A 24,898-nucleotide genomic window follows, 5' to 3' on the forward strand; every position below is an offset into this window, starting at 1 on the left:
CCTCCTATTCATCAACATCTTTCGTTTTCGCTGACTTTTTCGCGGGGAATTTTGTTGAATCTTTAGGCATATTCATCTCTGGACGCTGCGATAAATATTGGAGCGGGAAGCGCACCATGCTGTAGCGCAGGTCTTTCCATCTTAAAGGATAAATGGGTGCCAAATACGGACGGCCGAGCGTTGAGAGCTTCAGCAGATGAATCAGCAGGAAGCAGAAAGATATCATGATGCCGATGCCGCCCCACAAACCAGCCATTATGATAATAGGGAATCTGATGATCCGGATGGCAGTCCCCATTAAATAGCTGGGAACTGTAAAGGAACCAAGAGCGCTCAGCGCTATGATGATAATCAGGATATTGCTGGTGAAACCGGCATCAACAGCTGCCTGACCAATAACAATACCGCCTACTATACCCATTGTCTGCCCTACTTTTGTGGGAAGCCGTGCGCCTGCTTCTCTTAATAACTCAATGATGAACTCAAGGAGAAGCGCCTCAAAAACAGGCGGAAAGGGTACATTTGATCTCGACTGGCCTAAAGAAACGAGTAGCGGTGAAGGGATCACTTCATAATGATACGTTAACACCGCAACATAGGCCGGGGTCAGAAGGACAGACAGGAAAATGGATAAAAAGCGGAGCAGGCGCAGAAAAGTTCCCATGTTCCAGCGCATATACAGGTCCTCGGTTGTCTCAAAAAAGCTGAAAAAAGTCGTAGGTCCGTACATGGCACTGGGGCTTCTGTCAAGCAAAACCCCTACCTGCCCTTTGGTGAGCGAAATGCAGAACCTGTCCGGCAGTTCTGTTGTCAGGACCTGGGGGAACACCGACCAGCTGTTGTCCTCGATATACTGTGCAAGGATGGTTGTATCCGGGATATAATCTGTCTTCAATTCACTGATCCTCTGCCGGAACGTCTGGACATTGTCCGGGTCTGCCACATCTTTAATGTAAAATAGCTTGGCTTTAAGCTTGCTCCTTCCTCCTACTTCCACATCCTCAATACGGAGATTCGCCCCATTCAGGTTTCTCCTGACAATATTGACGTTGGATTCAAGCGATTCGGTGAAGGAGATTTTTGGACCGTAAACAAGGGATTCCGTTTCAGCTTTCTCAATCGACCTTTCAGCCGTTTTACCCGTTCCTGCTAGAGTCCCAAATGGCTGCCCTTCAATATAGACATACGTATTTCCATTCAAGAGTGCAGCAGCAATCTCTTTCAGCTGGTTTGCAGAAGCCACCTCCCCTATTGGGAGCAGATCAGGGATATCTTCTGCCTCAAAGGGGCCTTCTGCCTTCTGGAGCGGCAATAGCACCCTTTCGTCCAGGATCAGCGAATCAATCAGTGTCTTCAGATAGATGATTGCCATTTTCTGCCCATTATTCCTAAGGACGCGGAATAGCAGATCAGGGCTGTCATTGAGCTCCTGGCATACTTCTTTCTGCAGCTCTTCAATTATTAAAGAATGGGAACGGTTTTTAACCTGCTCCTTTAAATTGTTTTTTCCTCGTCTGCCTCTGAACATGATGAACACCTTTTTTATATGTTTTTCTATAGCTTTTCCGAAGAAAGGAAATTTATCAAAAAGAGGAAGGAAACTCCTGGCTTTTCACCTTTGGGGTACAGGAGCCCGGCGGAAGCAAGAGAAGCCGGCCCTTTTACAGGGTCCGGCAGAAGGATGTGACTTTCTATTCAGGGAGGGGTGTGCTGTGGTGATTCTTCATCGAACTGTAAAAACTGCTGATAAATCTTGCATAATCGAAGGATACGGCAACTTTATGTATAGGGTAGTCGGCCTTCTCCACATATTTCCGGAAGTCCCCGATGCTCTGCCCCTGCCCTTCCCCCTTATCCACCTGAATGTTTACAGGCAGTTCCTGATACTTAATTGCCGCACCTTCAGTAAGAGCCCAAAGTGTAAAGACATCGTGAAGGGGGCTCCCGCTTATATCAGGATCTCTTTTTTTATAAAATTCATAATAATAATCAACCATCGGCTTTACAAGCAATCCAGGCTTGCTGTCTATCGATCTGTAATATTCATCAAGCTGGTCTATGAGTGCCGGGGTCACGATGGCTGACATGGTCACATCAAGAGGGAAAATATGAATCTGCTTTGGCGCCTGCCTGATGATGATATTTGCCGCGTACGGATCTCCGAAAAAGTTGGCTTCTGCCACCGGGCTGACATTCCCGGGAACATTAAAGGCCCCGCCCATAATATAAAAGTCCTTTACGCTCGACATGTAAGAAGGATATAAAATAAAAGCTGTAGCCAGGGACGAAAGCCTCCCCAAATTTACGATTATTATGTCACCCTCGTATTTAGCGATTATTTCCTTGATGCCATCAAAATTCTCAAAAAACTCTTCTTTTATTTCATATTCAGGCAGAGAAATCGGCCCAAGGCCCTCCAGCCCATGGACATCAGGATAGTAGACAGGGGTCTCGCCCGTCAGCGGCAGCTCGGCCCCGCTGAATGCCGGGATGTTGGTAACGCCTGTGACCTCTTGCAGATAAGCTGCATTCCTGAGGGCATCAAGCCTTGAGATATTGCCATAATCGGCAACGATCCCGACTATATTGACTTCTTCCGAAAACAAGGCATAGATGGCTGCCACAAAATCATCTATTCCAAAGTCGCTGAAAAGCAGGACATTTTTCATTTTGGCCATATTATCTCCCCCCTATTTAGAATATTTCATACACCTGTCTTTGATGGCATTTTTTTGAAATTTCATTAAAATAGGCATATGGAAGGATGCAGGCCAAAAGAAAAAAGCCGGAAATATCCGGCTTACCTTCATTCATAATAATACATAAAACCAATAGCACCCGGCCCTGTATGAGTGCTGATGATCGGGGTCGTTTCCTCTATTTCGACATTTTCATAACCTGTCAGTTCTACCAGCCCCTCCTTGACCTTCATCGCAAGCTCAAGTCCTTCTGCATGGCAGATGCCTACCCCTTTTATTGTCCTGCCTTTAACATCCCCTGCAAATTGCTTTACGAGATATTTGGCAGCCTGGGTATAGCTTCTAACCTTCGTTACCGGCGTGTAGACGCCGCCTTCAAGTGAAGCGATCGGCTTGATATTCAGGAGAGATCCGATAAGAGCTTTTCCTTTGCCGATCCTCCCTCCCTTAACGAGATTTTCGAGAGTATCCACGACCACATACAAATGCGTCTTCTCCCTTATTTTTGCAAGTTTATCTAATATATCTTCCACACCCAGCCCCTCGCCGGCCATCTTTGCAGCTTCTACTACCTGAAAAGAAAGTGCTTTCGATATGAAACGGGAATCAATGACTGTTACTTTCGCAGAGGACATCTTTGCCGCACTCTCTGCTGACTGGACAGTCCCGCTCATCCCGCCTGTCATATGTATCGACAATACTTCATAGCCTTCTTCGCCAAAACGGTCGTATAGCTCAACGAACTTTCCTGGAGGCGGCTGCGAGCTTTTTGGCAGTTCTGCAGAAGTTTTCATTTTTTCCATAAATTCAGAAGGCGTAATTTCAATTCTGTCCAGATAGGTTTCGCCATCTATGCTGATCGACAGCGGCACCACTTCGATTCCAAGCTCGGCTGCGAGGGCTGCCGGCAGGTCTGCTGTTGAATCTGTCACTATCTTTACCTTTGCCAAAATATCACTTCCCAACAATCCACTTTTGAATGTTATTATACATGGTTTTGGACAGCAAATAAAATAGAAAGCGGTTTAAATGCTTGCGAATTTCCTTCATTACAGGGATTCGGGCAAAATAAAAACGCCGGTAAACCGGCGCAAGGAGTCAAGCATTATTTTTTAATTCGGGTACATTAAACAGGTGTTCATAATCCTTCCATTTCAGGACTCTTTTCAAGTATTCTCTGAATGAGTACACACTTCTCCTGCTGGTGTCTTTGTGAACGGCCGAGATGAATGTCTTTAAACGGACTTGGATCATAAAGAAATTTGGGCTATCTTCCTCCAATACTGGAATCTCAATGACTTTAACCTTCTGTCCAACAGCATTTTTGAACTCTAGGCTTTTGAATAGCAAAATATCAATCCTCTTTTTCACCCGTTTATTATATTATACCTCATGACAGTCCCGAAGTGTGTCTAAATCTGCGCTGTTTGTGATATTTTTCGAAGAAGGGCAGCTGTTTCATCATGGAATCTGGCTGGCTATCCAATACAGGTGGAGAAGGCATACTGATGTATATAAAAAAGAAGAAAACAGCAGCAGGATTTTCAGGAGTTTCGTTTCAGGCATATATTTCATATAAGCAAAGTAACATAGAAAGGCACTGAAAGATATTTTGGCCAGGAGGAACAGCAGCGGCCCTTTTTCGTACAATCCTCCCATCACCGGATTCGCTTCTTCTATCAACCCTGCATTCAGACCCAGACAGGTGGCCAGTGCATCCACCGCATTCAATATCCCTAAATAGATGTATATTCCACGCATGGACTCACCGCTTCCCGATCCTATTTGCATTCATTATTAATAATCTCCAAGTCTAAAAAAGAAGAAACACTGAAACTTTTCCGCTAACAAAATTGTACTTTATAAAGAACGTTTCTGCAAATTAAAACCCCCGGAAAGTTCGGGGGTTCCAATTAAATCAGCAAGTGGAAAAGGTTGCTGTCTTTATTGATTTCCGTAAATGCAAAGCCTTTTTTGTTCATCCTTTTAATCAGGCTGCTATAGTCATCTTTGTCCTTAAGTTCAATACCGACGAGTGCAGGCCCGTTTTCTTTATTGTTTTTCTTCGTGTACTCAAATCTAGTGATATCATCCGAAGGGGCGAGGACCTCATCAAGGAATTCCCGCAGTGCACCAGCCCGCTGGGGGAAATTTACGATAAAATAGCATAATAGCCCTTCATATAGAAGCGATCTTTCCTTGATTTCCTGCATCCGCCCTATATCATTATTTCCGCCGCTCACGACACATACAACTGTCTTGCCGGCTATCTCCTCACTATACAGATCAAGAGCGGCAATTGGCATGGCGCCTGCAGGCTCCGCTACGATTGCATGCTCATTGTACAGTTGTAAAATCGAGGTGCAGACCTTTCCTTCAGGGACTAATACAATATCTTCCACCAGCTCACTGCAAATGTCAAAAGTCTTTTCTCCCACACTTTTCACAGCGGCCCCGTCGATAAATTTATCTATATCTGCGAGCGGGGTCACAGAGCCGTAAAGGCAGGACTCCTTCATGGAAGCAGCTCCGGCAGGCTCAACGCCGATCATCTTTGTCAGGGGCGATACGCTATTGAAATATGTACTGAGGCCGGCCATCAATCCGCCGCCGCCGATGCTGGCAAAAACAAAATCGATCGGCTCTTCACAGTCATTCAGTATCTCGACTGCGGCAGTGCCCTGGCCGGCAATGATTTTCTCGTCATCAAATGGATGGATGAATGCCATTTGCTCATCCTCTGCGCATTTTACAGCCTCTTTATAAGAATCATCAAAGGTATCCCCTGTCAGAATGATCTCCACATGGCCCCTGCCAAACAGCTCAACCTGGCTGACCTTCTGGCGGGGTGTTGTGGCCGGCATAAAGATCTTGCCTTCAATTCCAAGCAGACTGCATGAATAGGCGACTCCCTGGGCATGATTCCCCGCGCTCGCACAAACAACCCCTTTTGCCAGTTTCTCTTCGCCAAGTGATTTCATGCTGTAAAAGGCTCCGCGAAGCTTGAAGCTCCTCACATGCTGGAGATCTTCCCTTTTTAAATACACATTGCAATTATATTTTTCCGACAGCCGGTCATTTTTCTGCAGCGGTGTATGGGCAACGATATCCTTGAGCTGCTGGTATGCGATCAGAATATCCTCCAGCTGCACCCATTTTTTTTTCATTAATTTCTGTTCCATAAGCCTACCCTCATTTCTGCCGTTATAATTTGTACATTATAACACGGCAGAATACCTAATCAACAGAATAATCAAAAAATTTGTGTTTTTTATCTTCAAAAAGTTGAGAGTCCGGATTCTTATTATGCATATACTAATGAAAAGCTTGCCAAGCAGGTCATTTTTTCTTGTTTTACTGAATATAGAATTAAAAAGCCAAAGGAGGGCGGACAGAATGGAATTTTCGCTCTGCAGCCTTGACAGCAGGATGCCTGTGGAAGTGACGGCTGATGAAGATAATGGCCGCTATATGATCAGGAAGGCGGATACAAGCGGTGAAGTTTTCAATAATAGATCAGACCTCATCCACTGGGTTAAACACAATTTCCATGAGGAGGATTTCTGCGATCCCGGCCAATTCCGCAGTATGCTGGAACAGCTGGAGGAAATCTAAAGAAAAGAACAGCCTCATGGCTGTTCTTTTCTTGTATAAACCAAAAATTCATAGTCATAGGGGTTTTTTTCATCACGGGTCCCTTTGTCCCGGCTCTCCAATTGCCATTTCTTCAAATCAAGTTCAGGAAAGAAGGTATCTGCTTCAAACTTATCATGGATCATCGTCAGATAAAGCCTGTCGGCAGCTGGAAGGGCCATCTTAAAGATTTCAGCCCCGCCAATGATGAAAATCTCCTGATCACTTTTTTCCCTGCAGTCTGCAAGAAATTCATCAAAAGAATAGAAAACGGTACAGCCCTCGCAGGTAAATTCACTGTCCCGCGTCAGCACGATATTTTCCCGGCCAGGCAAAGGGCGGCCGATGGAGTCCCATGTTTTCCTGCCCATTGCAATTGAATGGCCCATCGTAACCCGCTTGAAGTATTTCAGATCCTCCGGCAGGCGCCAGGGCAGATCATTTTTGTTGCCGATGGCCGAGTTTTCGTCCATGGCCCAAAGCAAAGAAATCAAACACTGACAACTCCTTTAATGTGAGGATGTGATTCGTAGCCTTCCAGGATAAAATCTTCATACGCAAAGCTGAAGATATCTTCAACCTTGCGGGCGAACTTCAGCTGAGGCAGCTTGAGAGGCTCCCTTGAAAGCTGCAGGTTCACCTGTTCCAGATGATTTCTATAAATATGGACATCCCCGAACGAATGGATGAACTCACCCGGCTCCAGATCACACACATGGGCGACCATATGTGTCAGGAGGGCATACGAAGCGATATTGAACGGCACTCCAAGGAAGACATCAGCAGACCGCTGATAAAGCTGGCAGGACAGCTTGCCGTCCGCCACATAGAACTGGAAAAGGCAATGGCAGGGAGGCAGCGCCATATTGCCGATTTCAGAAACGTTCCACGCATTAACAATCAGCCTTCTTGAATCAGGATTATTCTTGATTGAGCTGATCAGCTCACTGATCTGATCAACCGTTTTACCATCCGCGCCGGTCCAGGATCTCCATTGATGGCCATATACAGGTCCGAGATTTCCTTCCTCATTGGCCCATTCATTCCAAATCCTGACACCATTATCCTGGAGATATTTCACATTGGTGTCTCCATTCAGAAACCAAAGAAGCTCATGGATGATCGACCTGAGATGCAGTTTCTTTGTTGTGACCAATGGGAAGCCTTCTTTCAGATCGAATCGCATCTGATATCCGAAAGTGCTGATTGTACCGGTTCCCGTCCGGTCTTCCTTAATTGTACCCTTTTCCAGGACATGCCTGCAAAGCTGTAAATACTGCTCCATTCCATTGACCTCCTAAATGAATCTTAATTAAGCGTACTGAAAAATTGCCAGGTGAGCGGAGCTTTTTCTTTTAAGCGCAAGCGCTCTACTCCTCCCATATAGTACATGGCGAACGTTTCAGCAAAATATTCTTCAGGGAATGAAAGGAAGTAAGGCTGGCCGGGAAACAGCTTTGCCTTCTCCTCTTTCCATATCCCCTGGAACTTTCTGTTGAAGCGGATCTCGCTTAAGACAAAGCGGTCAACCGAGTGTGCCAGCTCATGGAGTTCCAGGTTGATAGATCCATGCCCCATGCCCCTGCCGCTAAATCCTATCTTTACAAGAACAGTCCGCCCCCCGCCGATTCCCGGTACATCATCCCAGGTTGTTTCTTTATTTTGATAGCCCCTGGGTGTCAAACCTGCCAGATGGCTTGCAGTGGGGTTGTCTGTGAGCTGTCCTGTAAAAAGCTTAAGCGAGATGCCTTCTTGCCTGATTTTAGACAGCAATGATGAGGGAAGCTGATCCAGCCTTTCTATCATCTTTGCCGCTTCCTCCTGATCGAAGTCCTCTAAAGGAAGAATAATAATCCTGCCCAGATCTTGTCCTGAATGAAGAGACAGAGACTTGACAAGCTCTGAGTTGCCAGGGAAATCTTTAAGTTTTATACCACCCATTGCTGCCTGGGAATTACCCATAAGCGCCAGGGAAAACACTACAATAAGCAGAAAAAAAATCCTGATTCTCATGCTATCACCTTCTGTCCATTCTCAGACGCTTCCGGCCCCGTTTGCTGCCTGCTATCTATGTATATATGAAAATATTATAGCATATCATTTTCGGTAAAAAGGCCGCGATTCATGGGCAATTTCAGGAAGTTTTGCAGAAGCATCGGAATGGCGGGGGTTTTTTGAATGAAAGAGTCATTGGTAAGGGGTATATTGTATGCCGGAATTCTTATGGATTGATTCTTTTTCCCATTCAGTTCTATGTTTAAAGAAAAGAAGGGGCTGCAAGAGCCCCTTTTTTGCGCCTTATTTACATTCTTCATCACGAAATCGCTCCAAGATCATCTGCAGGTCGAAAACGCCCAGATTTCCTACCCCTCTTTTCCTCAAGGCAGCTCCGCCCTGCTCTTGCTCCTTGTCTCCAATGATGATCATATAGGGGACCTTCTGCATCTCTGCTTCCCTGATTTTGAGCCCAAGCTTCTCTGCCCTGCTGTCAATGTCAACCCGGCAGCCAGCTTCCTCAAGTTGAGATTTGACTTCCAGCGCATAGCCGATATGGGCATCAGAAACCGGGAGCACTTCGGCTTGGACCGGTGCAAGCCAGAAAGGAAAATCTCCTGCGAAATGCTCAATCAAAATGGCAAGGAATCTTTCTATCGAACCGTATATGGCACGGTGTATCATGATTGGCCTGTGAGGCAGATTGTCTTCGCCGATATATTGGCAGCCGAATTGCTCCGGCATCTGAAAATCAAGCTGGACAGTGCCGCATTGCCAGCTCCTGTCAAGAGAATCAGTGATATGGAAATCGATTTTCGGGCCATAAAACGCACCGTCACCTGGATTAATTTCGAATGGAATGCCCCTTTCCTGCAGGACCGATTGCAATGCGGCTTCTGCCTGGTTCCATGTTTCTTCTGACCCCATGTATTCTTCCGGCCTAGTAGACAGCTCAACTCTATATTCAAAGCCGAACAGCGAATAAAATTGGTGCACCAGCTCCAGCACTTTTGCTGCTTCTTCTTTTATTTGATCTTCTCTTACGAAAAGGTGTGCATCATCCTGTGTAAAGGATCTCACCCGTAAAAGCCCGCTTAAGGATCCTGAGAGCTCATGCCGGTGAACAAGCCCGAGCTCTGCATAGCGGAGCGGCAGTTCCCGGTAGCTCCTCCTTTTGCTGTTATAAATCAATACAGCCCCCGGGCAGCTCATTGGCTTGATCGCATAGTCATGTTCATCTACCTTTGAAAAGTACATATTCTCATGATAGTGCTCCCAGTGACCAGACTGCTCCCATAATGCCTGCTTCATCATGATCGGCGTCTTGACCTCGTAATAGCCCGCTTTTTGGTGCTTTTGTTTCCAAAGGTTTTCCAATATATTTCTTACCTGCATTCCCTTGGGCAGATAAAACGGCATCCCCGGCGCTTCTTCCCTGAACATAAACAGCTCCAGTTCTTGACCGAGCTTTCTGTGATTTCTCTTCTCTGCTTCTGCTCTAATTGACATTTTTACTTCCTCCTAAATTTTTGTATTAAAAAAGCCGCAATTATCCCTGTACCAAGGGACAATTGCGGCTGTGGTTCCACCCTAATTCCGCCTCATGCATAGCATGCGGCGCTCAAACGAGATAACGGTCTCCCGATCATGGTTGGCCAAAGACGGCTTTTGTCCATGATAGCTCCAAGGCGGTAAATTCATTTCTTTCTCCTAAGGGCTTTCAGCCGGCGGCCCTTTTCTCTGTCAGAAGCAGTGGAAAGAATTCATGTCCTTTTCCCAGCTTATTATATTTGTTTATAACAAAAAAGCCGCAATTCTCCCTGTACAAGGGACAATTGCGGCTGTGGTTCCACCCTAATTCCGCCTCATGCATAGCATGCGGCGCTCAAACGAGATAACGGTCTCCCGATCATGGTTGGCCAAAGACGGCTTTTGTCCATGACAGCTCCAAGGCGGTAAATTCATTTCTTTCTCCTAAGGGCTTTCAGCCGGCGGCCCTTTTCTCTGTCGGAAGCAGCGGAAATGATTCATGTCCTTTTCCCAGCTTATTGGAAATATAAAGAAGATTAAATGAATTATATTCCAGTATCTTTTGTATTGTCAATGCAATCTTTCTTATTTTCTGCAGAAAAGTCTCTGAATACTAATGGCGTTACGCCGGCTGCTTATAAGCAGCGCCCTTTTCTTCCTGAGAAATTATAAAGCATGAAACCAGTTTCATAACAAATATTATTCCTCATTTTTTCCAAAAGCAAAAGCCCGGCAGTTTTGCCGGGCTTTGGGATAAATAAAATTAAACGGCAAGGCCGAAATTTTTGCACAGTGCAGCCAGTCCGCCGGAAAAGCCGCTTCCTACAGCATTGAATTTCCATTCGCCTCCATGCCTGTACAGCTCACAGATGACAACGGCCGTTTCAACAGAGAAGTCTTCTCCCAGATCAAAGCGGAGCACTTCCTGGTTTGTGTCTTCATTCACTACACGGGCAAATGAATTGGATACCTGTCCAAAGTTCTGGCTGCGGCTCTCGGCATCATGGATTGTAACAGTGATGGCAATGCGGTGGACATGGGCCGGCACCTTGCTGAAGTCGATTTTGATCTGCTCATCATCGCCCTCGCCTTCCCCTGTCCGGTTATCCCCTGTATGCTCCACAGAGCCGCTTGGGTGGATGAGATTATTATAGAAAATAAAATCGTGGTCCTGGACGACCTTGCCATTTTCATCGGCCAGGAATGCAGATGCATCAAGGTCAAAGTCGCCGCCTCCGGAATAGCGGTTTGTGTCCCAGCCAAGCCCGATGATCACTTTTGTCAAGCCGGGATTGCTCTTGGTCAAATCAATGCGCTGCCCTTTAGAAAGATTGATGCTGCTCATTTATCTTCACCTCTGTTGATAGTTTTCTATTATCATCTTACAACCAGCTTATTAAGTATAAGAACGGACTACATCAGACAGCCCTGGTGCATTGGTGCCTGTTCCGACTGCTGCAAACTTCCAATCAGTTCCGTGCCTGTAAAGTTCTCCGACTACCAGGCTTGTACTGCCGCTGTAATCGTCAGTGAGATTATAATGGATGAGCTCTTCCCTGCCCATCGGATTCACAATCCTGATATATGCATTGCGGATCATGCCGAAATGCTGTTTGCGCTTAACAGCATCATAGATATTCACTACAAATACAAGCTTCTGGACGTGGGAAGGGACGCGGCTTAAATCCACATTGATCTGCTCATCATCGCCATCTCCTTCTCCGGTAAGATTATCGCCAGTATGCTGAACGCTGCCGTCTGAGCTCTTGAGGTTGCCGAAATAGATAACATCGCTGTTATTCCTTAATTTATCATTCTCGCCAAGCATGATGACTGAAGCATCACAATCGACATTAGCACTTCCGCCTCCGCCGAAAAGGGAGCCTAGAAGTCCGCCTCCTCCTTTGTTTTCAACCGGGTCCCAACCGAGGCCGACCGTTATTTTCGTTAAACCGGGATTTCCTTTTGTCAGATCTACTCTTTGCCCTTTTTGCAAATTAATCGCCATTCATTTCACCTCATAAATTTTCTTTTCTGTATTTTTTATATTTAACAGCCCGGGTTCAGGCTGAAAAAAGCAGCATCAGCCTTGGTTTTTCATATTTTTGAAGTTTTCCTGGAGCTGTTCAAGCCTTTTGGTGCCTTCTTCCCTCATGCGCCTGTTTTCATCTTCGATGGACTTCGTTTCCTGCATACCCTTCATGATGATATTCCACGATTCTTCAATCGTCTCAATCTTGATGCTCGGACCTCCGGCAAGCCGGGCTATTTCTGCACTTTGGGTTGAAATATTCTGGGCATTGCGGACGAGCATCTCATTGGTTCTCCGGTCAAGCTCGCTCATAGAATCGGCAACCAGCTTCTGTCGCTTGGCGGCAACCGCCTGGATCAGGCCGTTTTTAAAAATCGGTATGGTCGTAACAAACGCCGAATTGATTTTCCCTATCAGCTTTGTGTTCCCTCTTTGGAGAAGGCGGATCTGGGGAGCCGTCTGGAGGGCCACCATCTTCGCCATTTCCAGGTCATACACACGCTGTTCAAGCAGATCGATGCTGTTGCGGAGCGTGTCGGCCTGCATGGAGGCGACCTGGTCCCCTGATGCTGCCCTTGCTTCCAGCTGCGGAAGCTGTGTGCTCTTGAGCTCTTCTGCCTTCATCTCGCCTGCAACTGCATATTTTTCAAGTGTGAGGTAGTATTGGTAGTTTTGATCATACATCTGCTCAAGCATATTGGTGGAGTCCACCATTTCACTTTGGTACTTGGAGATCTCGACATACACCTTGTCAATCTCTTTGCCCATTGTCTGATATTTCCCAAAGAGCTTTTCGATCATTTTTTCCCCGCGCTTGAACAGCTTTCCGAACAAGCCGCCTGAAGTTTGTTCAAAATCCTTCTTGTCGAACCTGTCCATGATTTTTCCCAGCTGCTTAAGGAGCACGCCTGAGTCTTCTACCTTGGTAGCCCGCATATTGCCGAGAATCTGGTCAGAGAAGCGGGAAATCTGCTGTGCAGGTTCTTTCCCGAATTCAAGTATTTGGATCTGGTCGCGCTCATCGATCGTTCTGGCGAGGTTCTGGACTTCCGCTTCCTGCCTCAGCGCCAGTTTTATTTCCGGCACCTTCGTTTCTGTAAGCACATCGGCCGGATCCTGGGTAACCAGTCCTGCATTTGCTAGTTGGGGATCGTTCATGATTTAATCTCCTTTCAAATTTTTCAACAGCCCTTGCAGAAACACTTTCTTAATCAGTGAAGGCTCTTTATAGTCCTGGTCAAAGACCACTTCTTCCAGCCAGTGCGAATCAAAGGCCCCTTCATTGACATAGTTTTCAAGGTCATTGTGGCCGGGCGGATTATACACGATGATATCAACTCCAAATTGGTTCAGGAGAAGCAGGAGTGCTGCATCGCTCCTTGTCATCGTACCATTCATTTCATTGTTATAGAGGATCACCTTGGGTACATCCTGAGAGTAATCAAACTTCTGCAAAAGCTTAAGGATGCTGGCCGGCATCTGCATCGCCTGTGTAAACAAATAGATGCTGATTTCTTCCTGGCTCTCATTATGGCCGGGCTTCAGCTCCGGCTTTGTGCAAAGATTCCTGAGTGCATGGGAGATCCCTTTCTGGAGGCCGCCGGGAAGATGGCCGTATTTCCAGTAGTGCGAGCCCATGATGATTTCAGGATCGAGCTTCCCGTCTTTTCCAAGTGCATTTCTGTAATGAAAGCGAAAGTCGCTTGTCAGAGGATTTGAAAATGGGAACTGCCTGATCAGAAAGCTGTAGTCGTTCTCGGCAAGGGCATGCAAGCGGTCCCAATATTCTTTCCGGCTTTTGCTCACTCCGTTGATTTTCGAAAAAATGGAAGGGATCTTCACTTCTCCGCCGCTGACTTCAAAGTTCGGCCTGATCATCGCTTTTTCTTTGGCGAGGATGAACAGTTCATCATAAGTTGTTTTCAGCGTCACTGCAGAGGGGTTATAATCCCTCAGCTGCCAAGCTTTATAAAGGCCTGAGCCTTCATGGTTAAGGATGGTTTCGATCTCTCTTGAAGCTTTATAGGCCACAGTTGATTTCCTTCTCCTTTTCTCCTTGGGAAAAGGCTCAGCAGGCTTCTGCTCCGGATATTGGTGGACAAATGTCTGCTCTTTCCCCGGGTCGGCGAGTGCAAGGACGTCCTGGCCATCCGGGCTGAAAACTGCGAGATCGCAGCCAAGAAAAAAAATGAATGACAGGAAATATTGCTGGCTCTTGCTTGCTTCTCCATACCAAAGAAATTTCGGCATGCTTTCTTCCGGATTGCTGCCGCTTAACGGCTGGGAGAGATGGTTAAAGGACCATTTCACAAGATCTACAAGCACCCTGCGGAAGTCTGGGCTTTCAAGGCCTTCTTTTTCCCTCCCGGCAAACATCTCAATGACTTTAGTGAATGCCTCCCTTACCTTTCTATGGACAAGGGGATTATCAGGCTTCAAAAGCAGCTGCTCACCATCAAGGAAGGCGACGAAGCGGTTGATTGAAAGCTTCTGCTCCCTGTTGATGTTCAATACCTTCTGAATGGCCTGAAAATGCTGGTTGTCGATCGTTTTATCAAGAGTATCGCTGCTTAAAAGGATAAGTCCATTATCTGGTGAGTGTATATAATCATAAAGCTGATTATAGTATTCATCTTCATCCGCAGGAATGCCCAGAAACCTTGCAGCAACCTGGCTGATCTGGATAATGCCGTCGCCTGCCTGATACTGCGGGCGTTCAGAGCTGCGCTTTTTAATGGCAGACAGCCAATTGTCCGCAGACACAGGCAGCAGATTGACCTTTAATACATTGTAAGTTGGATACATGATTATCCCTTCCCTCTAGGAGCGAAAGATTTAGCCCTATTGGCTTATGTAAATTTCTTTCATCATATCATATCAGGTGCTTGTTTTAACAACGATAGCCTTCAGCACTGGCTTTCAACTCTTATAGAATATACGGATCAGGCTGAAAAAAGTTTCAATATCATCAATACAAGTTATATTCACTCTTTCCCGGCACAATCACCAACGGGCTTATCCCGGCATATAGTTGAGTACAAATAATTAAAGAAGGTGATCCCTTGCGCTTCCTGATTAAAAGGCCCTCTTATGAAAGCTGCAGGAACGAATTGGCGGTTGTCCGGCAGATCATGTCTTCCGGCGCTTACCAATTCATTGACCTCCTGCTATGGTCAGCCATGCTCGCCATCATGACATACAATCTTCACGACTCGCCAACTTATGCACTCGCGATTTTTCTTACTTTTTATGCTTTTGGCAGCCTGCTCCTGCTATTGCTTCAGTTCTTTATAAAAGGGCAGTCCGGCCGGGGCCGGGATTCCCGCTGACGGCAGCTTCCCGGCCAAGAAGCAGACTGTATGCCTTCAGGAGGATTTCTTCTCCGGCAAGTATTCCCCTGTTCTCCGAAAAATTGCAGCTGAATCCAAGAGGCATCTCCATAGAAAGTTCTCCATGATCCGGGACAAAAGCATGATGGCATACCTTCAGGAAATCATAATCGAGAAGGGAATCTCCCGCACCGGCAAGAATATCTGCTCCCTCTCTTTTTCTGATGAATTTCACCGCCTCTCCCTTGCAGACAGGAATCGGCATAAAGTAAAGCTTCCTGCCTTGCAGGGATATCCTCCATCCGAGACGGCGGACATCCTCTTCCAGTTTTTTCTTTTCCTGAAGGCTGATGCGCTCCTGGAGGATATAGTAGAAGAAGGAATCCCCTGCTTTTTTCAAAGTCCCGGAAAATCTGCATCCTGCAGCAAACTCAGCCATTTCCTCCTGCAGCGCGCATTCTTCCTTTAGGCGCTTATCTACCCGCTCAGTCCACTCAGCCAGCAGTTTCCCCTTATAATGGATTTGGGCTCCATTTGAAGTGACCTCATAAGAGACAGGGATATCTCTTCCAAATATCCCTACTCTTTTATATTGTTCATATGTCCTGGTTGTAACAGGCACAACGAGTGCTTCTTCTGCAAGCTCCCTTAACAGGTTAAGCGACCTTGCAGTCATGAATGCAGCAGGCTGCCCTTCCTTCATCTCGGCGGCTGACAGTTGGAGATCCTCCTCACAGCCAAGATCTTCAAGTGCTCTGTTTGAATAAATCATAGTCCTGTCAAGATCTGTCGCAAACATATTCATGACTGGCCGCCAACCTTTTTGATCAGCCCGCAGCATGTATAGCTCATGTCAGGGTACCGGACGATCTCCACCCCGCGTTCTTCAGCCAAGAGTTTGATATGCCTGACATAGGGGCTTTCCGGGTCCCTCATCAGAATTTTCCATGGAACTCTCCTTAAGAGGACGCGCGTTGTTTCACCGACACCGGGTTTTACAAAGTTCGTGCTTTCTATGCCAAATTTTTCTTTGATAGCAAGTACTTCCTCCATCCCCCTGAAATCAGGTTCGGATTCAGCTTCAGCAGAATAGCCATCACTGATTTTTTTCGCTTCTTCCATGACGGAATCGAATTGTTCTTCTATTATGCTGATATATTCATTGGAAACATCCGCTTCTGCAAGGCTGCGATAATATTTGGCACCGTGGAAATCTTCAGGCCCGATCAAATCATTGAGCACCGTCCTGCTGACAAGGCCGGAAACAGTCGAATTCAGGCAGGCGCTTGGAATCAGAAAATCCTCCCTTGTGCCATACAGACTGGTGCAATAGCCTGGATCAGCGAGGACAGCAAGCGTGTCATCAAGATCCCAGCCATATTTTTCATTCATGTTTCTGCATGCTTTCGTCAATTCAAGCGAGATAGCTCCTTTGCCTGTCCACCCATCGACAAACTGAATATTGCAGCCAGGATGCTTTTCTATTATGTATTTCAGGGCATTCTCATCAATGCCTCTGTCACGGACGATGGAAATGCTGTAATGGGGAAGGGTTGTCCCGTATACACGCTCTATATACCGCTTCATCAGGATCCCGACCGGGGTGCCTGCCCGTGCAAGGGAAACGAGGACGATTTTGTCCCCTCTTCTGCTGAGCAGCTTTTTCGCCGTTACCGCTGTGCAAAGCGCCACCTTTTCCTTGTAGTCTTCAAGCGTTTTCCAGAACAGCTCTAAATAATGGGCTGGAGGGATGTACTCAATCGGAAGCGTCTCGCTGTAATGCTGGCCGGACTGGATCTTTTTTTCCCTGTTTTCAGTTGCCCCTTCCAATTCGTATGCACTGAGATCCTTCAGCAGAAAGATGACATCTTCACTGCTGTAGGACCCAAAAGTTTCTGCTGCTGTTTCAGCCATTGTTGTTCCCTCCATTAAAATAAACGATTTTTATATCCTTGATCCCTGTTTGCTTCAGTTCCTCCAGCAATGGGACAAGCGCTTCCCGATTCGGTTCCCGTTCAAAGAGGATAAAGAGGTCATCATAAAATCCGGGAGTGATATTATAGACAAATTGCCTGATATCAGCATCCTCAGGATTAGGAAATGACAGTCCTTCCCTTGCCCCGTACCCTTCCCGGTCCAGAACATGGACAGGGCTTCGTGTAGTGGACTGAAAAAAGACACCTTCCCCCATTTGCGATGCCACTTTCATAGGGATATACATAAACTCGCCTGTTCCCAGGACAAGTGTTTTATCTCCTTTTCTGCTCTTAGACAGGAGGGCGGCTGCAGCCTCCAGCTCCCTTTCAGGCTCTTCTGCTCCCTTTTGGAGCCCGAATCTGCCTGTTCCTTTGAGGTAGGGAATATTGCAGACCCCGCCTCCGAGTGTGATCGAAGAACTTCCTGCCTTTTCAAAAGAAAGCCCAGATTCACCCAGATTGATGAATCTGATGCCGGCCCCGCCTGTACCCAGCTTTCTGTCTTCTATATTCGTTTGGATGACAGGTTCTCCAGCAGCCTGCATTTCCCCTTTTAAAAGGCTTACACTGTTGATGGTGATCCCGAGTTCTTTTTCGAGCACCTGGAATGCAGCCTGATTGTCCTGTGAACGCCAGTCCAATATAGAAGCGACAGTATATTCACTGCGCGGAAATTCTGACTGGATCGATCTGATGATATTGACTGCCGTTTTGCCTGTGGTCATTTCATCATCAACCAGGATGACTTCACGCTGATTGTCAAGAAGCTCTCTGTCCGCGTAGCAGCGATGGGAGGTTGCATGAGAATGCTCTTCCTCGAAGTCTATTATAGATACCTCTTCAGGAAGCATTTCCCTTGTAGTATGAAAATACCCTGCCGCCTTGAAGGCATTATAAAAGCTGTGTCCGAGCGCGGTTGCAGTCTCTGCGAACCCGATGATCACCGGATTAAATTTCTTGTCAATAAATGGGGTCGATTGCCTGCTGCCTGCCGGTTCCTGCAAAAAGGAAGCAAGGAGCCCTTCAGTTTCAGGCAGATGCCTGCCTTCTTTTAATTCTGCATATCGTGCGGCCAGCAGCTCTCCAGTGATAAGCGCCTTTTCCGGATGGATAGGCAGATGCTTCCCCAGCAGTTTGCTGACAAAAAGGAATGACCTCTTTTTGTTGATTCGTGCGGCCATTGTAAAAAAGTGGTCAACAGGTATGTTATAAGGATTTTCTGTTATATCAAGTTCTACTTGCAGCCCTTCAATAACTTGATGCAAATACTTCTTTTTCGAGCAGGTCAATGTATGAGTATTCTTCATGAAGCACCCCGTATATTTCTGATTTTAATAAAATTTTCTGCGCCCAATATAAATGCGGCTTAATTTCATTCATTTTGTTTGAATAGGCGCTTTTCATGACGCCAATGGTGCCTTCTGCACTGGCAGCAATATTCTTCGCATCCTCGTACTCTTCGAGCGTAACGGCATTCAAAGCCTGCACCGGCCTTATATGGGTAGGATGTATGATTGTCTTTCCTGTCAGGCCATTGGCAATATCCATCATAATTTCACGGATCAGGCCGTCCATATGCTTATCGATCAGTCCCGTCCTCATCCTGATGCCTGCCTCCCCGTACTTCTCCAGGAAAGGCGTCTGCCTCAGCTGGGGCTTAAGCATTCTATCCTTAGAGGAAAAATATTCCCATACCGGCCCTGATACCGTATAATGGCTGTCTGCACGAACAAAAACATTAATGATATCAGCAATGCAGTCACGTATGACCGCAATATCATATACGGTGTTATCCGAGTTTCTCCTGATGCCGTACAGGCCGGAAAAATCGGTCGCCCCTATCCTGACATTGAGGACAATATCCCTGTATTGTTCAAGAAGCGTTTTTATGTCCAGAAGCTCTCCGACTCTTGTTTCTTTCTGGATGATTTTCTTTGTTTCCAGAATCGGCATTGCATATAGAACGTGGCCATTTCTATTCTTGCGGCTGATTTCTGCAAGTGTTTCTGCACCTTCCCCAGGTTCGAATTTAGGAATGACGACCCCTGTCAGCATGCTTATCTCCTGGCCCATCCTGGAAAACAGCCGCACCAGCTGTTCATGGCTGCGGATCCTTATAAAGATGAGAGGCAGATCGTCCTCCTGGAAATATCCTTTCCCAAGCTCTTGATGGAGAAGCTTCAGTTCAGCCAGCAGGCTTTCTTCGGCCTGCTCTACCTCCGAATCGCCAATGGCATCCTCCAGGCATATCACCATGGAAGTGAGGCCCGAATGCTTTTTTGAAAGCAGATCCTGATGGATATTCGGCCTGGTAGCAGGCATATAAAGGGTGGCGCCTAAGCAATAGGACAAAAGTTCTTTCGGGGAATGTTTAGAGAAGGACCCCGGCTTTTTATAAAATAGCCTGTCAATCTCCCGGTTTTCCAAATCAGCAAATAGTTTCATTACAATTCTCCTATTCATGCATAGTAAAAGAGGGAAACGCTTGTCTTCAAGGATTAATCAAGCATCCCCCTAAGCATACTTGTCCAATCTATGAAGCTTTCAAACTGCCAAAAAAGGATAAAAAGAAAAGGAGCGGACAATTGTCAGTTCCCTTTCCTTGTTTCTATATGTCTGTCAGTTGCTTTTCTGGCCCTGCTCAGCTTTCTTTTTATTCATGAAGTGGACGATGAAAGTTGCACCGAAGACCACAATCAGCAGCAGGAAGAAGTAGATATGATCAATATGAATATGGAATACTCCAAGGAGCATCTTCACAGCAATGAGCAAAATCAGCACATATGCGCTTGTTTCAAGCTCAGGCACTTTATCGATCAGCTTAAGGAATACTCCTGCCACGCCTCGCATCATCAGGACCCCAAGCATTCCGCCGAGAAGAAGGACCCAGATTTGATCACTGACTCCAAATGCCGCAAGGACGCTGTCAACTGAGAAAGCTATATCCATAAGCTCTACCGCTGCTACTGTTCCCCAGAAGGTACCAAACAGGCGGATCAGCAAACCGCTTTGATTGAGGCCTTCAAGCTCCTCATCATCGCCGACGCCTTTTTTCTTATCAATGAAATATTTAATGGCAAGCCATGCCAGGTAGCCGGCTCCCAAAATCTTTACCCACCACAGCTTAATCAGGAATACCCCAATTCCGATTGCAATGAAACGGAAAAGGTATGCTCCAAGCAGTCCATAAAATAGAGCCTTTTTCCGCTGTTCCGGCGGAAGGTGTTTTACCATAACAGCCAGTACAAGTGCATTGTCGGCCGAAAGCAGTCCTTCCAGGATTACGAGTGTTCCGATAAGCCCCCAGCTAACAGGGTCGCTTAGAACTTCCGCCCACATCTGCCAGTCAAAGAATGCGGCATATGTATCTATAAAACCTTGAATAATTGTCATCTCTTGAAGTTCCTCCATTACCTTATATAAGTGCTAACGAAAGACCCGGCAGAGCCGAGTCTCGAAGATCAATGATAAAAAAAGTGATTATCCAATCTGAAGGCCAAAATCAGTTGCAAGTGCACCAAGGCCGCCCTGATAGCCGGACCCGATTGCGCTGAATTTCCACTCTCCGCCGTGCCTGTACAGTTCACCTACAACAAGTGCTGTCTCGATGGAGAAGTCTTCTCCAAGGTCATAGCGGATCAGCTCTTCATTTGTTTCGGGATTAAGGATGCGGACATATGAATTGGAAACCTGCCCGAAGTTCTGGCTGCGCGCTTCGCCATCATGGATTGTGATGGTGAATGTAATGCGCTGGACATTTGCCGGCACAGCACCGAGCTCAACCTTTACCTGCTCATCATCGCCTTCTCCTTCGCCTGTGCGGTTATCTCCCGTATGTACGACAGAGCCGTTTCCGCCTGTTGTGTTGTTATAAAAAACAAAATCCGCTTCGGAAGCAACTTTGCCGTTCTCTCCCAGAAGGAAAACTGAGGAATCCAGGTCAAAGTCTGCTCCTCCATCATACTTATTGGTATCCCAGCCTACCCCTACGATTACATTTGTGAGGCCCGGATTGGATTTTGTCAAATCTACCTTCTGTCCTTTTGATAAACTTACTGCCATTTTTTCTACCTCCAATTATTGTGATAGTATGCTTACGTTTCAATCTTTAAAAAGTTTCAAAACTACAAGCATATTTTTTCATACTTTTGCTTACATTTCAAATCTCAGCTCAGCCATTTTGGCGGAGTATTTTTATTCCAGTAGATGGAACCCAGCTCATGATGCTTTTGGAAGGCATCCTCTGAGGTATGGTAGTGGAAGTTGAACCAGTATCCCTCCTGGGGCGGATGGTCTCTCCTCACATGGAAACGGAGGACATCTTCGTTAGACTGCCGGTTGACAATATGGAAGATTTTTTCTGAGCTGCCCCCGCCTGGCCATTCGGTTATCTCGAGATTGCCCAGGTCGCTTCCCGGAATCCTTGCAGCTGTTTCCTCCACTGCTTTTTCAATATTCGGCAGGATGACTTCGCGGAACTCATCTTCAATGACAGGTTTGATTTTGCCCCCGAATTTGATATAAGACTGGTTCTCAGCTTCCTGGACGGCGGCCTGGATGAACCTTTGCCTGACCGATGCCTCATCCTCCTCAGGGGAAGCAAGTTCCATTTCTTCTGCCTGGCTCTCCAGGACATCGCGTTTAGGAGATCTGTCCTGGTTTGCATTATCATACAGAAATGCCTGTGATGGCGTAACCAGCCCAAAGGTAAGGATGGTTACCATCACCACAAACGATTTGCGCAGCCACTTAGGCATTCTTATCACTCCCCATTAAAGACTATTTTCAAATGATAGACTTCTTTTTTAAAATTCCGGAGGATCTGATTTTCTGAGCGGCCAGGCGGAGCCTGCCTTCCGGCTGTACAAGTGCAATCCGCACAAACCCCTCGCCGGCAGTGCCGAATGCGCTTCCCGGTGTAACAGCCACTCCAGCTTCCTCCAGCATGCGGATGCTGAATTCCCTGGAGCTGATGCCGTTTGGAATTTCTGCCCAAACGAACATTGAACCTTTCGGGCTGTCAACATCCCAGCCTGCCTCCCGCAGGCTTTCTACAAGAGCATCCCTGCGCTTCCTGTATACCTCTCTTGAATCTTCCAGGAAACCCGACTGATCTGCCAGAGCCATGGCAGCCGCTGTCTGGATGGGATGGAATACACCGTAGTCCAGATGGGATTTCAGATCTGAAATCATGCGGATCACGTCTTTGTTTCCGGCTGCATAGGCAATCCTGCAGCCTGCCATGTTGAAGCTCTTAGAGAGGGAATTCATTTCTATCCCTGTTTCAAATGCGCCTTCGACAGCTAAAAAACTTACCGGTTTTTCTTCGAAATAGAGCTCTGAGTACGCAAAATCATGCAATATGACAATCTCGTATTTTCTGGCAAACTCTATTGCCTCCCTGAAGAACTCTTCATTTGCAAGGCTGGGCACAGGATTGCCGGGAAAGTTCAAGATCATCAGCCTGGCCTTTTCCCTTATCTCCTCAGGTATATCCGAAAAATCAGGGAGGAACTGCTTTTCTTTCCTTAAAGGCATAGGGTATATGTCTGCCCCGGCCAGTGCGGCACCCGCAGCATAGGCTGTATACCCAGGATCTGGCATCAGGATGTAATCCCCCGGACTGCATAAAGCAAGAGGAAAGTGGACAAGTCCGTCCTGGGACCCCATCAGGAGAGAGCATTGCTCTATCGGATCTATGTATACGCTGTGATTCTTCTGGTAATAGGAGCTGACTGCTTCGCAGAAGCTTTCTGTCCCTGCAAGGGTGTATCCATACTGGGTGCTGTCCAGCGCCCCTTCAGCGATTGCCTCTCTTATAAAGGGCGGAGGCGGGAGGTCAGGGCTGCCGATGCTTAGATCAATCACATCTTCACCTGCAGAGATCTTGGCTTTCTTCAGGCGGGACAATTCTGCAAATACACTTTCCCCAAATGCATCCATTCTCTTTGCCATGGATATTTTCATACTAGAAACCTCCAGTATTCTTTAAAGCCTGATGCTTTCTTAGAAAATATTATACTCTTTTTTTAAGAAAAAAGAAAAAATGCGAGAAAAATTTTGAAAAAAAAGAAAATTTCCTAGAAAAATGCGATTAAAGGGAGAAAATTTGGGGGATAATATAAAACTAATGGTAAATGAATACATAGTCCGAGGAGGAAAATAATGGAGTGGGAAATTGTTTTTGTTGCTGTAAGTCTGCTGACGCTGGGATACTTTGTATTCCTGTCAATTACGGATTAAGGTTCACGCAAAATAAAAACCAAAGCGCAGGGAGGAAATTCCTGCGCTTTTAATTATGCCTGCTTATCTTTTTCTTTCCAGGACCCCAAAGTGAAAGCGGGAGGATTTCCGCCGGTAAACCTCAAAGCCGAAGGTGCTGAATCTTTCGCTCCGGAAATGGTCTTTCAGGACGACCCTCTTACGCGAAACCCTTTTGGCTTCTTCTACCAGCTCCTCGGACAGCCCATACAAGGCAAACTTAGCCAGTTCCTTGATTCCGTCGGAGTCCAAAAGTTTTTCCTCGAACATGGGGTCAAAGTATACAATATCTGCGGACTGGTCCTGCATGCCCTTCAAGTAGTCAAGGGAGAAAGCACTGATGACCTCGACCCTCTCCATTGCCTCATCCATTTGCGGAACTCCTGACTTCCAGGTTTTAAGCCCCTTCCCTGCGAGATAAGCAAGGAAAGGATTGCCTTCCACACCGGTCACTTTGCCGGATGGACCTGCTGCATAGCTTGCGATGATGCTGTCTGAAGCCAGGCCGAGCGTGCAGTCCGCCACTGTGTCCCCCGGCTCGATTTTCGCCGCTTCCAAAAAGGGATCAGGCTCGCCTCGCATCAGCCTTTTTATCCTGAATGCTGCGGAATTCGGATGAAAGAAGTACGGTGAGCTTTCTCCATATGAAAATAATTCGAGCCTGTTTTTGCCATATACAATGCAATCATCCTTATATTGCTCCTGAAGTGAAGAAACAGAAAGGCTCTTTCGCGGATGAAAAGCGACTCCCAGTTCAGCTGCAGCCTCTTTCGCCGCCTGGATCATGCCAGGGCTTGTCCTTCCAGATGTAGTTACAAACATAGTTTCTACCTTCCTGACTGAGTAATAATAATTGGCTTTTAGTCCCCATGGACCTCCCTTTTCCTCTCTGAGAAATGCAGAAAATGCGAAAGGATGCCTTTTACGGCATCCTTTCTGTGTTGCTTCAGCAGTTTTCCTCAAATGCAGCCAGAAGATTTTCCATGATGGTTTCCATCGGGAAGCCTTCGATATCATGGCGCGGGATAAAGTGGACAACTTCCTTCCCTTTCAGTAAAGCCATGCTTGGTGAAGAAGGTTCAATTCCATCAAAATATTCGCGCATTTTTGCCGTCGCTTCTTTGTCCTGCCCTGCAAACACAGTCACAAGGTGATCAGGCTTTTTTTCAGCATGCATGACAGCCTGCGTCGCAGCTGGGCGCGCCAGACCGGCCGCACATCCGCAGACAGAGTTGACAACAACAAGTGCAGTCCCCTCTGTATTTTCCATAAACTGTTCAACTTCTTCTTCAGTAGCCAGTTCATTGAAGCCTGCCTGTGTTAGTTCAGCACGCATCGGCTTTACCATCTGCCTCATATATTCTTCATATGCCATAGACATGTTTGATTGCCTCCTTTAAACGTTTGCAATGTTAGCATACTATAATTTCTGCTCTATTTGCA

The 24,898-nt window shown here is 46.6% G+C and carries 26 protein-coding genes; 2 read left to right on the top strand and 24 right to left on the bottom strand.

Translation table 11 applies throughout. From position 1 onward, the window contains the following. Positions 1-4: 4 nt before the first annotated feature. The 6 genes from AC4E8B_RS15855 to ilvA form a co-directional block, all read right to left on the bottom strand. The gene (locus AC4E8B_RS15855) at positions 5-1,528 is read right to left on the bottom strand and encodes a spore germination protein (protein WP_490214318.1); all 1,524 of its coding nucleotides are present in this window, start codon (positions 1,526-1,528) and stop codon (positions 5-7) included. Between the two features lie 163 nt (positions 1,529-1,691). Next, a complete protein-coding gene (locus AC4E8B_RS15860; protein ID WP_490214319.1) occupies positions 1,692-2,678 on the bottom strand; it encodes a nucleoside hydrolase in 987 nt (328 codons plus the stop codon). Positions 2,679-2,806: 128 nt separating this feature from the next. Beyond that, entirely contained in the window at positions 2,807-3,649 is an 843-nt protein-coding gene (locus AC4E8B_RS15865) for a DegV family protein (RefSeq protein ID WP_490214320.1), read from the bottom strand. Between the two features lie 148 nt (positions 3,650-3,797). Next, the gene (locus AC4E8B_RS15870; RefSeq protein WP_490219723.1) at positions 3,798-4,049 is read right to left on the bottom strand and encodes a YpmP family protein; all 252 of its coding nucleotides are present in this window, start codon (positions 4,047-4,049) and stop codon (positions 3,798-3,800) included. A 111-nt stretch (positions 4,050-4,160) separates the two neighbouring features. Beyond that, on the bottom strand, positions 4,161-4,460 hold the full coding sequence (locus tag AC4E8B_RS15875) for a DUF5658 family protein (RefSeq protein WP_490214321.1): 300 nt from the start codon (positions 4,458-4,460) through the stop codon (positions 4,161-4,163). A gap of 152 nt (positions 4,461-4,612) precedes the next feature. Continuing rightward, on the bottom strand, positions 4,613-5,881 hold the full coding sequence (ilvA, locus tag AC4E8B_RS15880; protein WP_490214322.1) for a threonine ammonia-lyase IlvA: 1,269 nt from the start codon (positions 5,879-5,881) through the stop codon (positions 4,613-4,615). Between the two features lie 214 nt (positions 5,882-6,095). Here ilvA and AC4E8B_RS15885 point away from each other — a divergent pair, with 214 nt between their 5' ends. Next, positions 6,096-6,314: a hypothetical protein gene (locus AC4E8B_RS15885; RefSeq protein WP_490214323.1), complete on the top strand. Its 219-nt coding sequence runs from the start codon at positions 6,096-6,098 to the stop codon at positions 6,312-6,314. Between the two features lie 14 nt (positions 6,315-6,328). Here the strand turns inward: AC4E8B_RS15885 and AC4E8B_RS15890 are convergent, their stop codons facing one another. The 8 genes from AC4E8B_RS15890 to AC4E8B_RS15925 all read right to left on the bottom strand — a co-directional run bounded on the left by AC4E8B_RS15890 (position 6,329) and on the right by AC4E8B_RS15925 (position 14,694). Beyond that, on the bottom strand, positions 6,329-6,826 hold the full coding sequence (locus tag AC4E8B_RS15890; protein WP_490214324.1) for a dihydrofolate reductase: 498 nt from the start codon (positions 6,824-6,826) through the stop codon (positions 6,329-6,331). Continuing rightward, positions 6,823-7,617, bottom strand: coding sequence for a thymidylate synthase (locus AC4E8B_RS15895; RefSeq protein ID WP_490214325.1), 795 nt, complete (start codon positions 7,615-7,617; stop codon positions 6,823-6,825). The genes AC4E8B_RS15890 and AC4E8B_RS15895 overlap by 4 nt, the downstream gene beginning before the upstream one ends. 23 nt (positions 7,618-7,640) lie before the next feature. After that, entirely contained in the window at positions 7,641-8,345 is a 705-nt protein-coding gene (locus AC4E8B_RS15900) for an anthrax toxin lethal factor-related metalloendopeptidase (RefSeq protein WP_490214326.1), read from the bottom strand. Between the two features lie 285 nt (positions 8,346-8,630). Next, positions 8,631-9,836, bottom strand: coding sequence for a threonine--tRNA ligase (thrS, locus tag AC4E8B_RS15905; RefSeq protein ID WP_490214327.1), 1,206 nt, complete (start codon positions 9,834-9,836; stop codon positions 8,631-8,633). A 784-nt stretch (positions 9,837-10,620) separates the two neighbouring features. Continuing rightward, positions 10,621-11,202 (bottom strand): TerD family protein, encoded by a 582-nt coding sequence (locus tag AC4E8B_RS15910; protein WP_490214328.1) that lies wholly within the window; start codon positions 11,200-11,202, stop codon positions 10,621-10,623. Between the two features lie 51 nt (positions 11,203-11,253). Beyond that, positions 11,254-11,865 (bottom strand): TerD family protein, encoded by a 612-nt coding sequence (locus AC4E8B_RS15915; RefSeq protein ID WP_490214329.1) that lies wholly within the window; start codon positions 11,863-11,865, stop codon positions 11,254-11,256. A gap of 75 nt (positions 11,866-11,940) precedes the next feature. Further along, positions 11,941-13,047, bottom strand: a complete 1,107-nt coding sequence (locus AC4E8B_RS15920) for a toxic anion resistance protein (protein ID WP_490214330.1) — start codon at positions 13,045-13,047, stop codon at positions 11,941-11,943. 3 nt (positions 13,048-13,050) lie between these two features. Then, positions 13,051-14,694, bottom strand: a complete 1,644-nt coding sequence (locus AC4E8B_RS15925) for a YceG family protein (protein WP_490214331.1) — start codon at positions 14,692-14,694, stop codon at positions 13,051-13,053. A gap of 257 nt (positions 14,695-14,951) precedes the next feature. On the opposite strand from AC4E8B_RS15925, the gene AC4E8B_RS15930 reads away from it, so the two are divergent. Next, positions 14,952-15,218, top strand: a complete 267-nt coding sequence (locus AC4E8B_RS15930; RefSeq protein ID WP_490214332.1) for a hypothetical protein — start codon at positions 14,952-14,954, stop codon at positions 15,216-15,218. On the opposite strand, the gene AC4E8B_RS15935 is transcribed toward AC4E8B_RS15930, so the two are convergent. From AC4E8B_RS15935 to AC4E8B_RS15980, 10 genes are all read right to left on the bottom strand, one after another. Continuing rightward, positions 15,178-16,023: an HAD family hydrolase gene (locus tag AC4E8B_RS15935; RefSeq protein ID WP_490214333.1), complete on the bottom strand. Its 846-nt coding sequence runs from the start codon at positions 16,021-16,023 to the stop codon at positions 15,178-15,180. The genes AC4E8B_RS15930 and AC4E8B_RS15935 overlap by 41 nt on opposite strands. Next, positions 16,020-17,132 (bottom strand): cysteine protease StiP family protein, encoded by a 1,113-nt coding sequence (locus AC4E8B_RS15940; protein ID WP_490214334.1) that lies wholly within the window; start codon positions 17,130-17,132, stop codon positions 16,020-16,022. The genes AC4E8B_RS15935 and AC4E8B_RS15940 overlap by 4 nt, the downstream gene beginning before the upstream one ends. Next, a complete protein-coding gene (locus AC4E8B_RS15945; RefSeq protein WP_490214335.1) occupies positions 17,125-18,501 on the bottom strand; it encodes a phosphoribosyltransferase family protein in 1,377 nt (458 codons plus the stop codon). Before AC4E8B_RS15945 ends, AC4E8B_RS15940 begins: the two co-directional genes overlap by 8 nt. Then, positions 18,443-19,639, bottom strand: coding sequence for an HpcH/HpaI aldolase/citrate lyase family protein (locus AC4E8B_RS15950; protein ID WP_490214336.1), 1,197 nt, complete (start codon positions 19,637-19,639; stop codon positions 18,443-18,445). The genes AC4E8B_RS15945 and AC4E8B_RS15950 overlap by 59 nt, the downstream gene beginning before the upstream one ends. A 174-nt stretch (positions 19,640-19,813) precedes the next feature. Continuing rightward, complete coding sequence (locus tag AC4E8B_RS15955) at positions 19,814-20,587, bottom strand: TerC family protein (RefSeq protein ID WP_490214337.1); 774 nt, start codon at positions 20,585-20,587, stop codon at positions 19,814-19,816. An 87-nt stretch (positions 20,588-20,674) separates the two neighbouring features. Next, on the bottom strand, positions 20,675-21,256 hold the full coding sequence (locus AC4E8B_RS15960) for a TerD family protein (RefSeq protein WP_490214338.1): 582 nt from the start codon (positions 21,254-21,256) through the stop codon (positions 20,675-20,677). 104 nt (positions 21,257-21,360) lie between these two features. Next, a complete protein-coding gene (locus AC4E8B_RS15965) occupies positions 21,361-21,951 on the bottom strand; it encodes a YpjP family protein (protein ID WP_490214339.1) in 591 nt (196 codons plus the stop codon). Positions 21,952-21,979: 28 nt separating this feature from the next. Continuing rightward, positions 21,980-23,161, bottom strand: a complete 1,182-nt coding sequence (locus AC4E8B_RS15970) for an LL-diaminopimelate aminotransferase (protein ID WP_490214340.1) — start codon at positions 23,159-23,161, stop codon at positions 21,980-21,982. A gap of 339 nt (positions 23,162-23,500) precedes the next feature. Further along, the gene (locus AC4E8B_RS15975) at positions 23,501-24,277 is read right to left on the bottom strand and encodes a class I SAM-dependent methyltransferase (RefSeq protein ID WP_490214341.1); all 777 of its coding nucleotides are present in this window, start codon (positions 24,275-24,277) and stop codon (positions 23,501-23,503) included. Positions 24,278-24,401: 124 nt separating this feature from the next. Then, the gene (locus AC4E8B_RS15980) at positions 24,402-24,836 is read right to left on the bottom strand and encodes a BrxA/BrxB family bacilliredoxin (protein WP_490214342.1); all 435 of its coding nucleotides are present in this window, start codon (positions 24,834-24,836) and stop codon (positions 24,402-24,404) included. Positions 24,837-24,898 lie beyond the last annotated feature (62 nt).

The organism is Bacillus sp. SRL543 (assembly GCF_984799205.1).

Bases quoted from the DNA above. Each gene is read 5' to 3' on its own strand.
- thrS (WP_490214327.1), bottom strand. From the start codon at position 9,836: ATGTCAATTAGAGCAGAAGCAGAGAAGAGAAATCACAGAAAGCTCGGT.
- AC4E8B_RS15855 (WP_490214318.1), bottom strand. From the start codon at position 1,528: ATGTTCAGAGGCAGACGAGGAAAAAACAATTTAAAGGAGCAGGTTAAA.
- AC4E8B_RS15935 (WP_490214333.1), bottom strand. From the start codon at position 16,023: ATGAATATGTTTGCGACAGATCTTGACAGGACTATGATTTATTCAAAC.
- ilvA (WP_490214322.1), bottom strand. From the start codon at position 5,881: ATGGAACAGAAATTAATGAAAAAAAAATGGGTGCAGCTGGAGGATATT.
- AC4E8B_RS15955 (WP_490214337.1), bottom strand. From the start codon at position 20,587: ATGACAATTATTCAAGGTTTTATAGATACATATGCCGCATTCTTTGAC.
- AC4E8B_RS15875 (WP_490214321.1), bottom strand. From the start codon at position 4,460: ATGCGTGGAATATACATCTATTTAGGGATATTGAATGCGGTGGATGCA.
- AC4E8B_RS15860 (WP_490214319.1), bottom strand. From the start codon at position 2,678: ATGGCCAAAATGAAAAATGTCCTGCTTTTCAGCGACTTTGGAATAGAT.
- AC4E8B_RS15925 (WP_490214331.1), bottom strand. From the start codon at position 14,694: ATGTATCCAACTTACAATGTATTAAAGGTCAATCTGCTGCCTGTGTCT.
- AC4E8B_RS15980 (WP_490214342.1), bottom strand. From the start codon at position 24,836: ATGTCTATGGCATATGAAGAATATATGAGGCAGATGGTAAAGCCGATG.
- AC4E8B_RS15960 (WP_490214338.1), bottom strand. From the start codon at position 21,256: ATGGCAGTAAGTTTATCAAAAGGACAGAAGGTAGATTTGACAAAATCC.
- AC4E8B_RS15920 (WP_490214330.1), bottom strand. From the start codon at position 13,047: ATGAACGATCCCCAACTAGCAAATGCAGGACTGGTTACCCAGGATCCG.
- AC4E8B_RS15940 (WP_490214334.1), bottom strand. From the start codon at position 17,132: ATGGCTGAAACAGCAGCAGAAACTTTTGGGTCCTACAGCAGTGAAGAT.
- AC4E8B_RS15950 (WP_490214336.1), bottom strand. From the start codon at position 19,639: ATGAAACTATTTGCTGATTTGGAAAACCGGGAGATTGACAGGCTATTT.
- AC4E8B_RS15895 (WP_490214325.1), bottom strand. From the start codon at position 7,617: ATGGAGCAGTATTTACAGCTTTGCAGGCATGTCCTGGAAAAGGGTACA.
- AC4E8B_RS15970 (WP_490214340.1), bottom strand. From the start codon at position 23,161: ATGAAAATATCCATGGCAAAGAGAATGGATGCATTTGGGGAAAGTGTA.
- AC4E8B_RS15885 (WP_490214323.1), top strand. From the start codon at position 6,096: ATGGAATTTTCGCTCTGCAGCCTTGACAGCAGGATGCCTGTGGAAGTG.
- AC4E8B_RS15945 (WP_490214335.1), bottom strand. From the start codon at position 18,501: ATGAAGAATACTCATACATTGACCTGCTCGAAAAAGAAGTATTTGCAT.
- AC4E8B_RS15975 (WP_490214341.1), bottom strand. From the start codon at position 24,277: ATGTTTGTAACTACATCTGGAAGGACAAGCCCTGGCATGATCCAGGCG.
- AC4E8B_RS15900 (WP_490214326.1), bottom strand. From the start codon at position 8,345: ATGAGAATCAGGATTTTTTTTCTGCTTATTGTAGTGTTTTCCCTGGCG.
- AC4E8B_RS15965 (WP_490214339.1), bottom strand. From the start codon at position 21,951: ATGCCTAAGTGGCTGCGCAAATCGTTTGTGGTGATGGTAACCATCCTT.
- AC4E8B_RS15910 (WP_490214328.1), bottom strand. From the start codon at position 11,202: ATGAGCAGCATCAATCTTTCTAAAGGGCAGCGCATTGATTTGACCAAG.
- AC4E8B_RS15915 (WP_490214329.1), bottom strand. From the start codon at position 11,865: ATGGCGATTAATTTGCAAAAAGGGCAAAGAGTAGATCTGACAAAAGGA.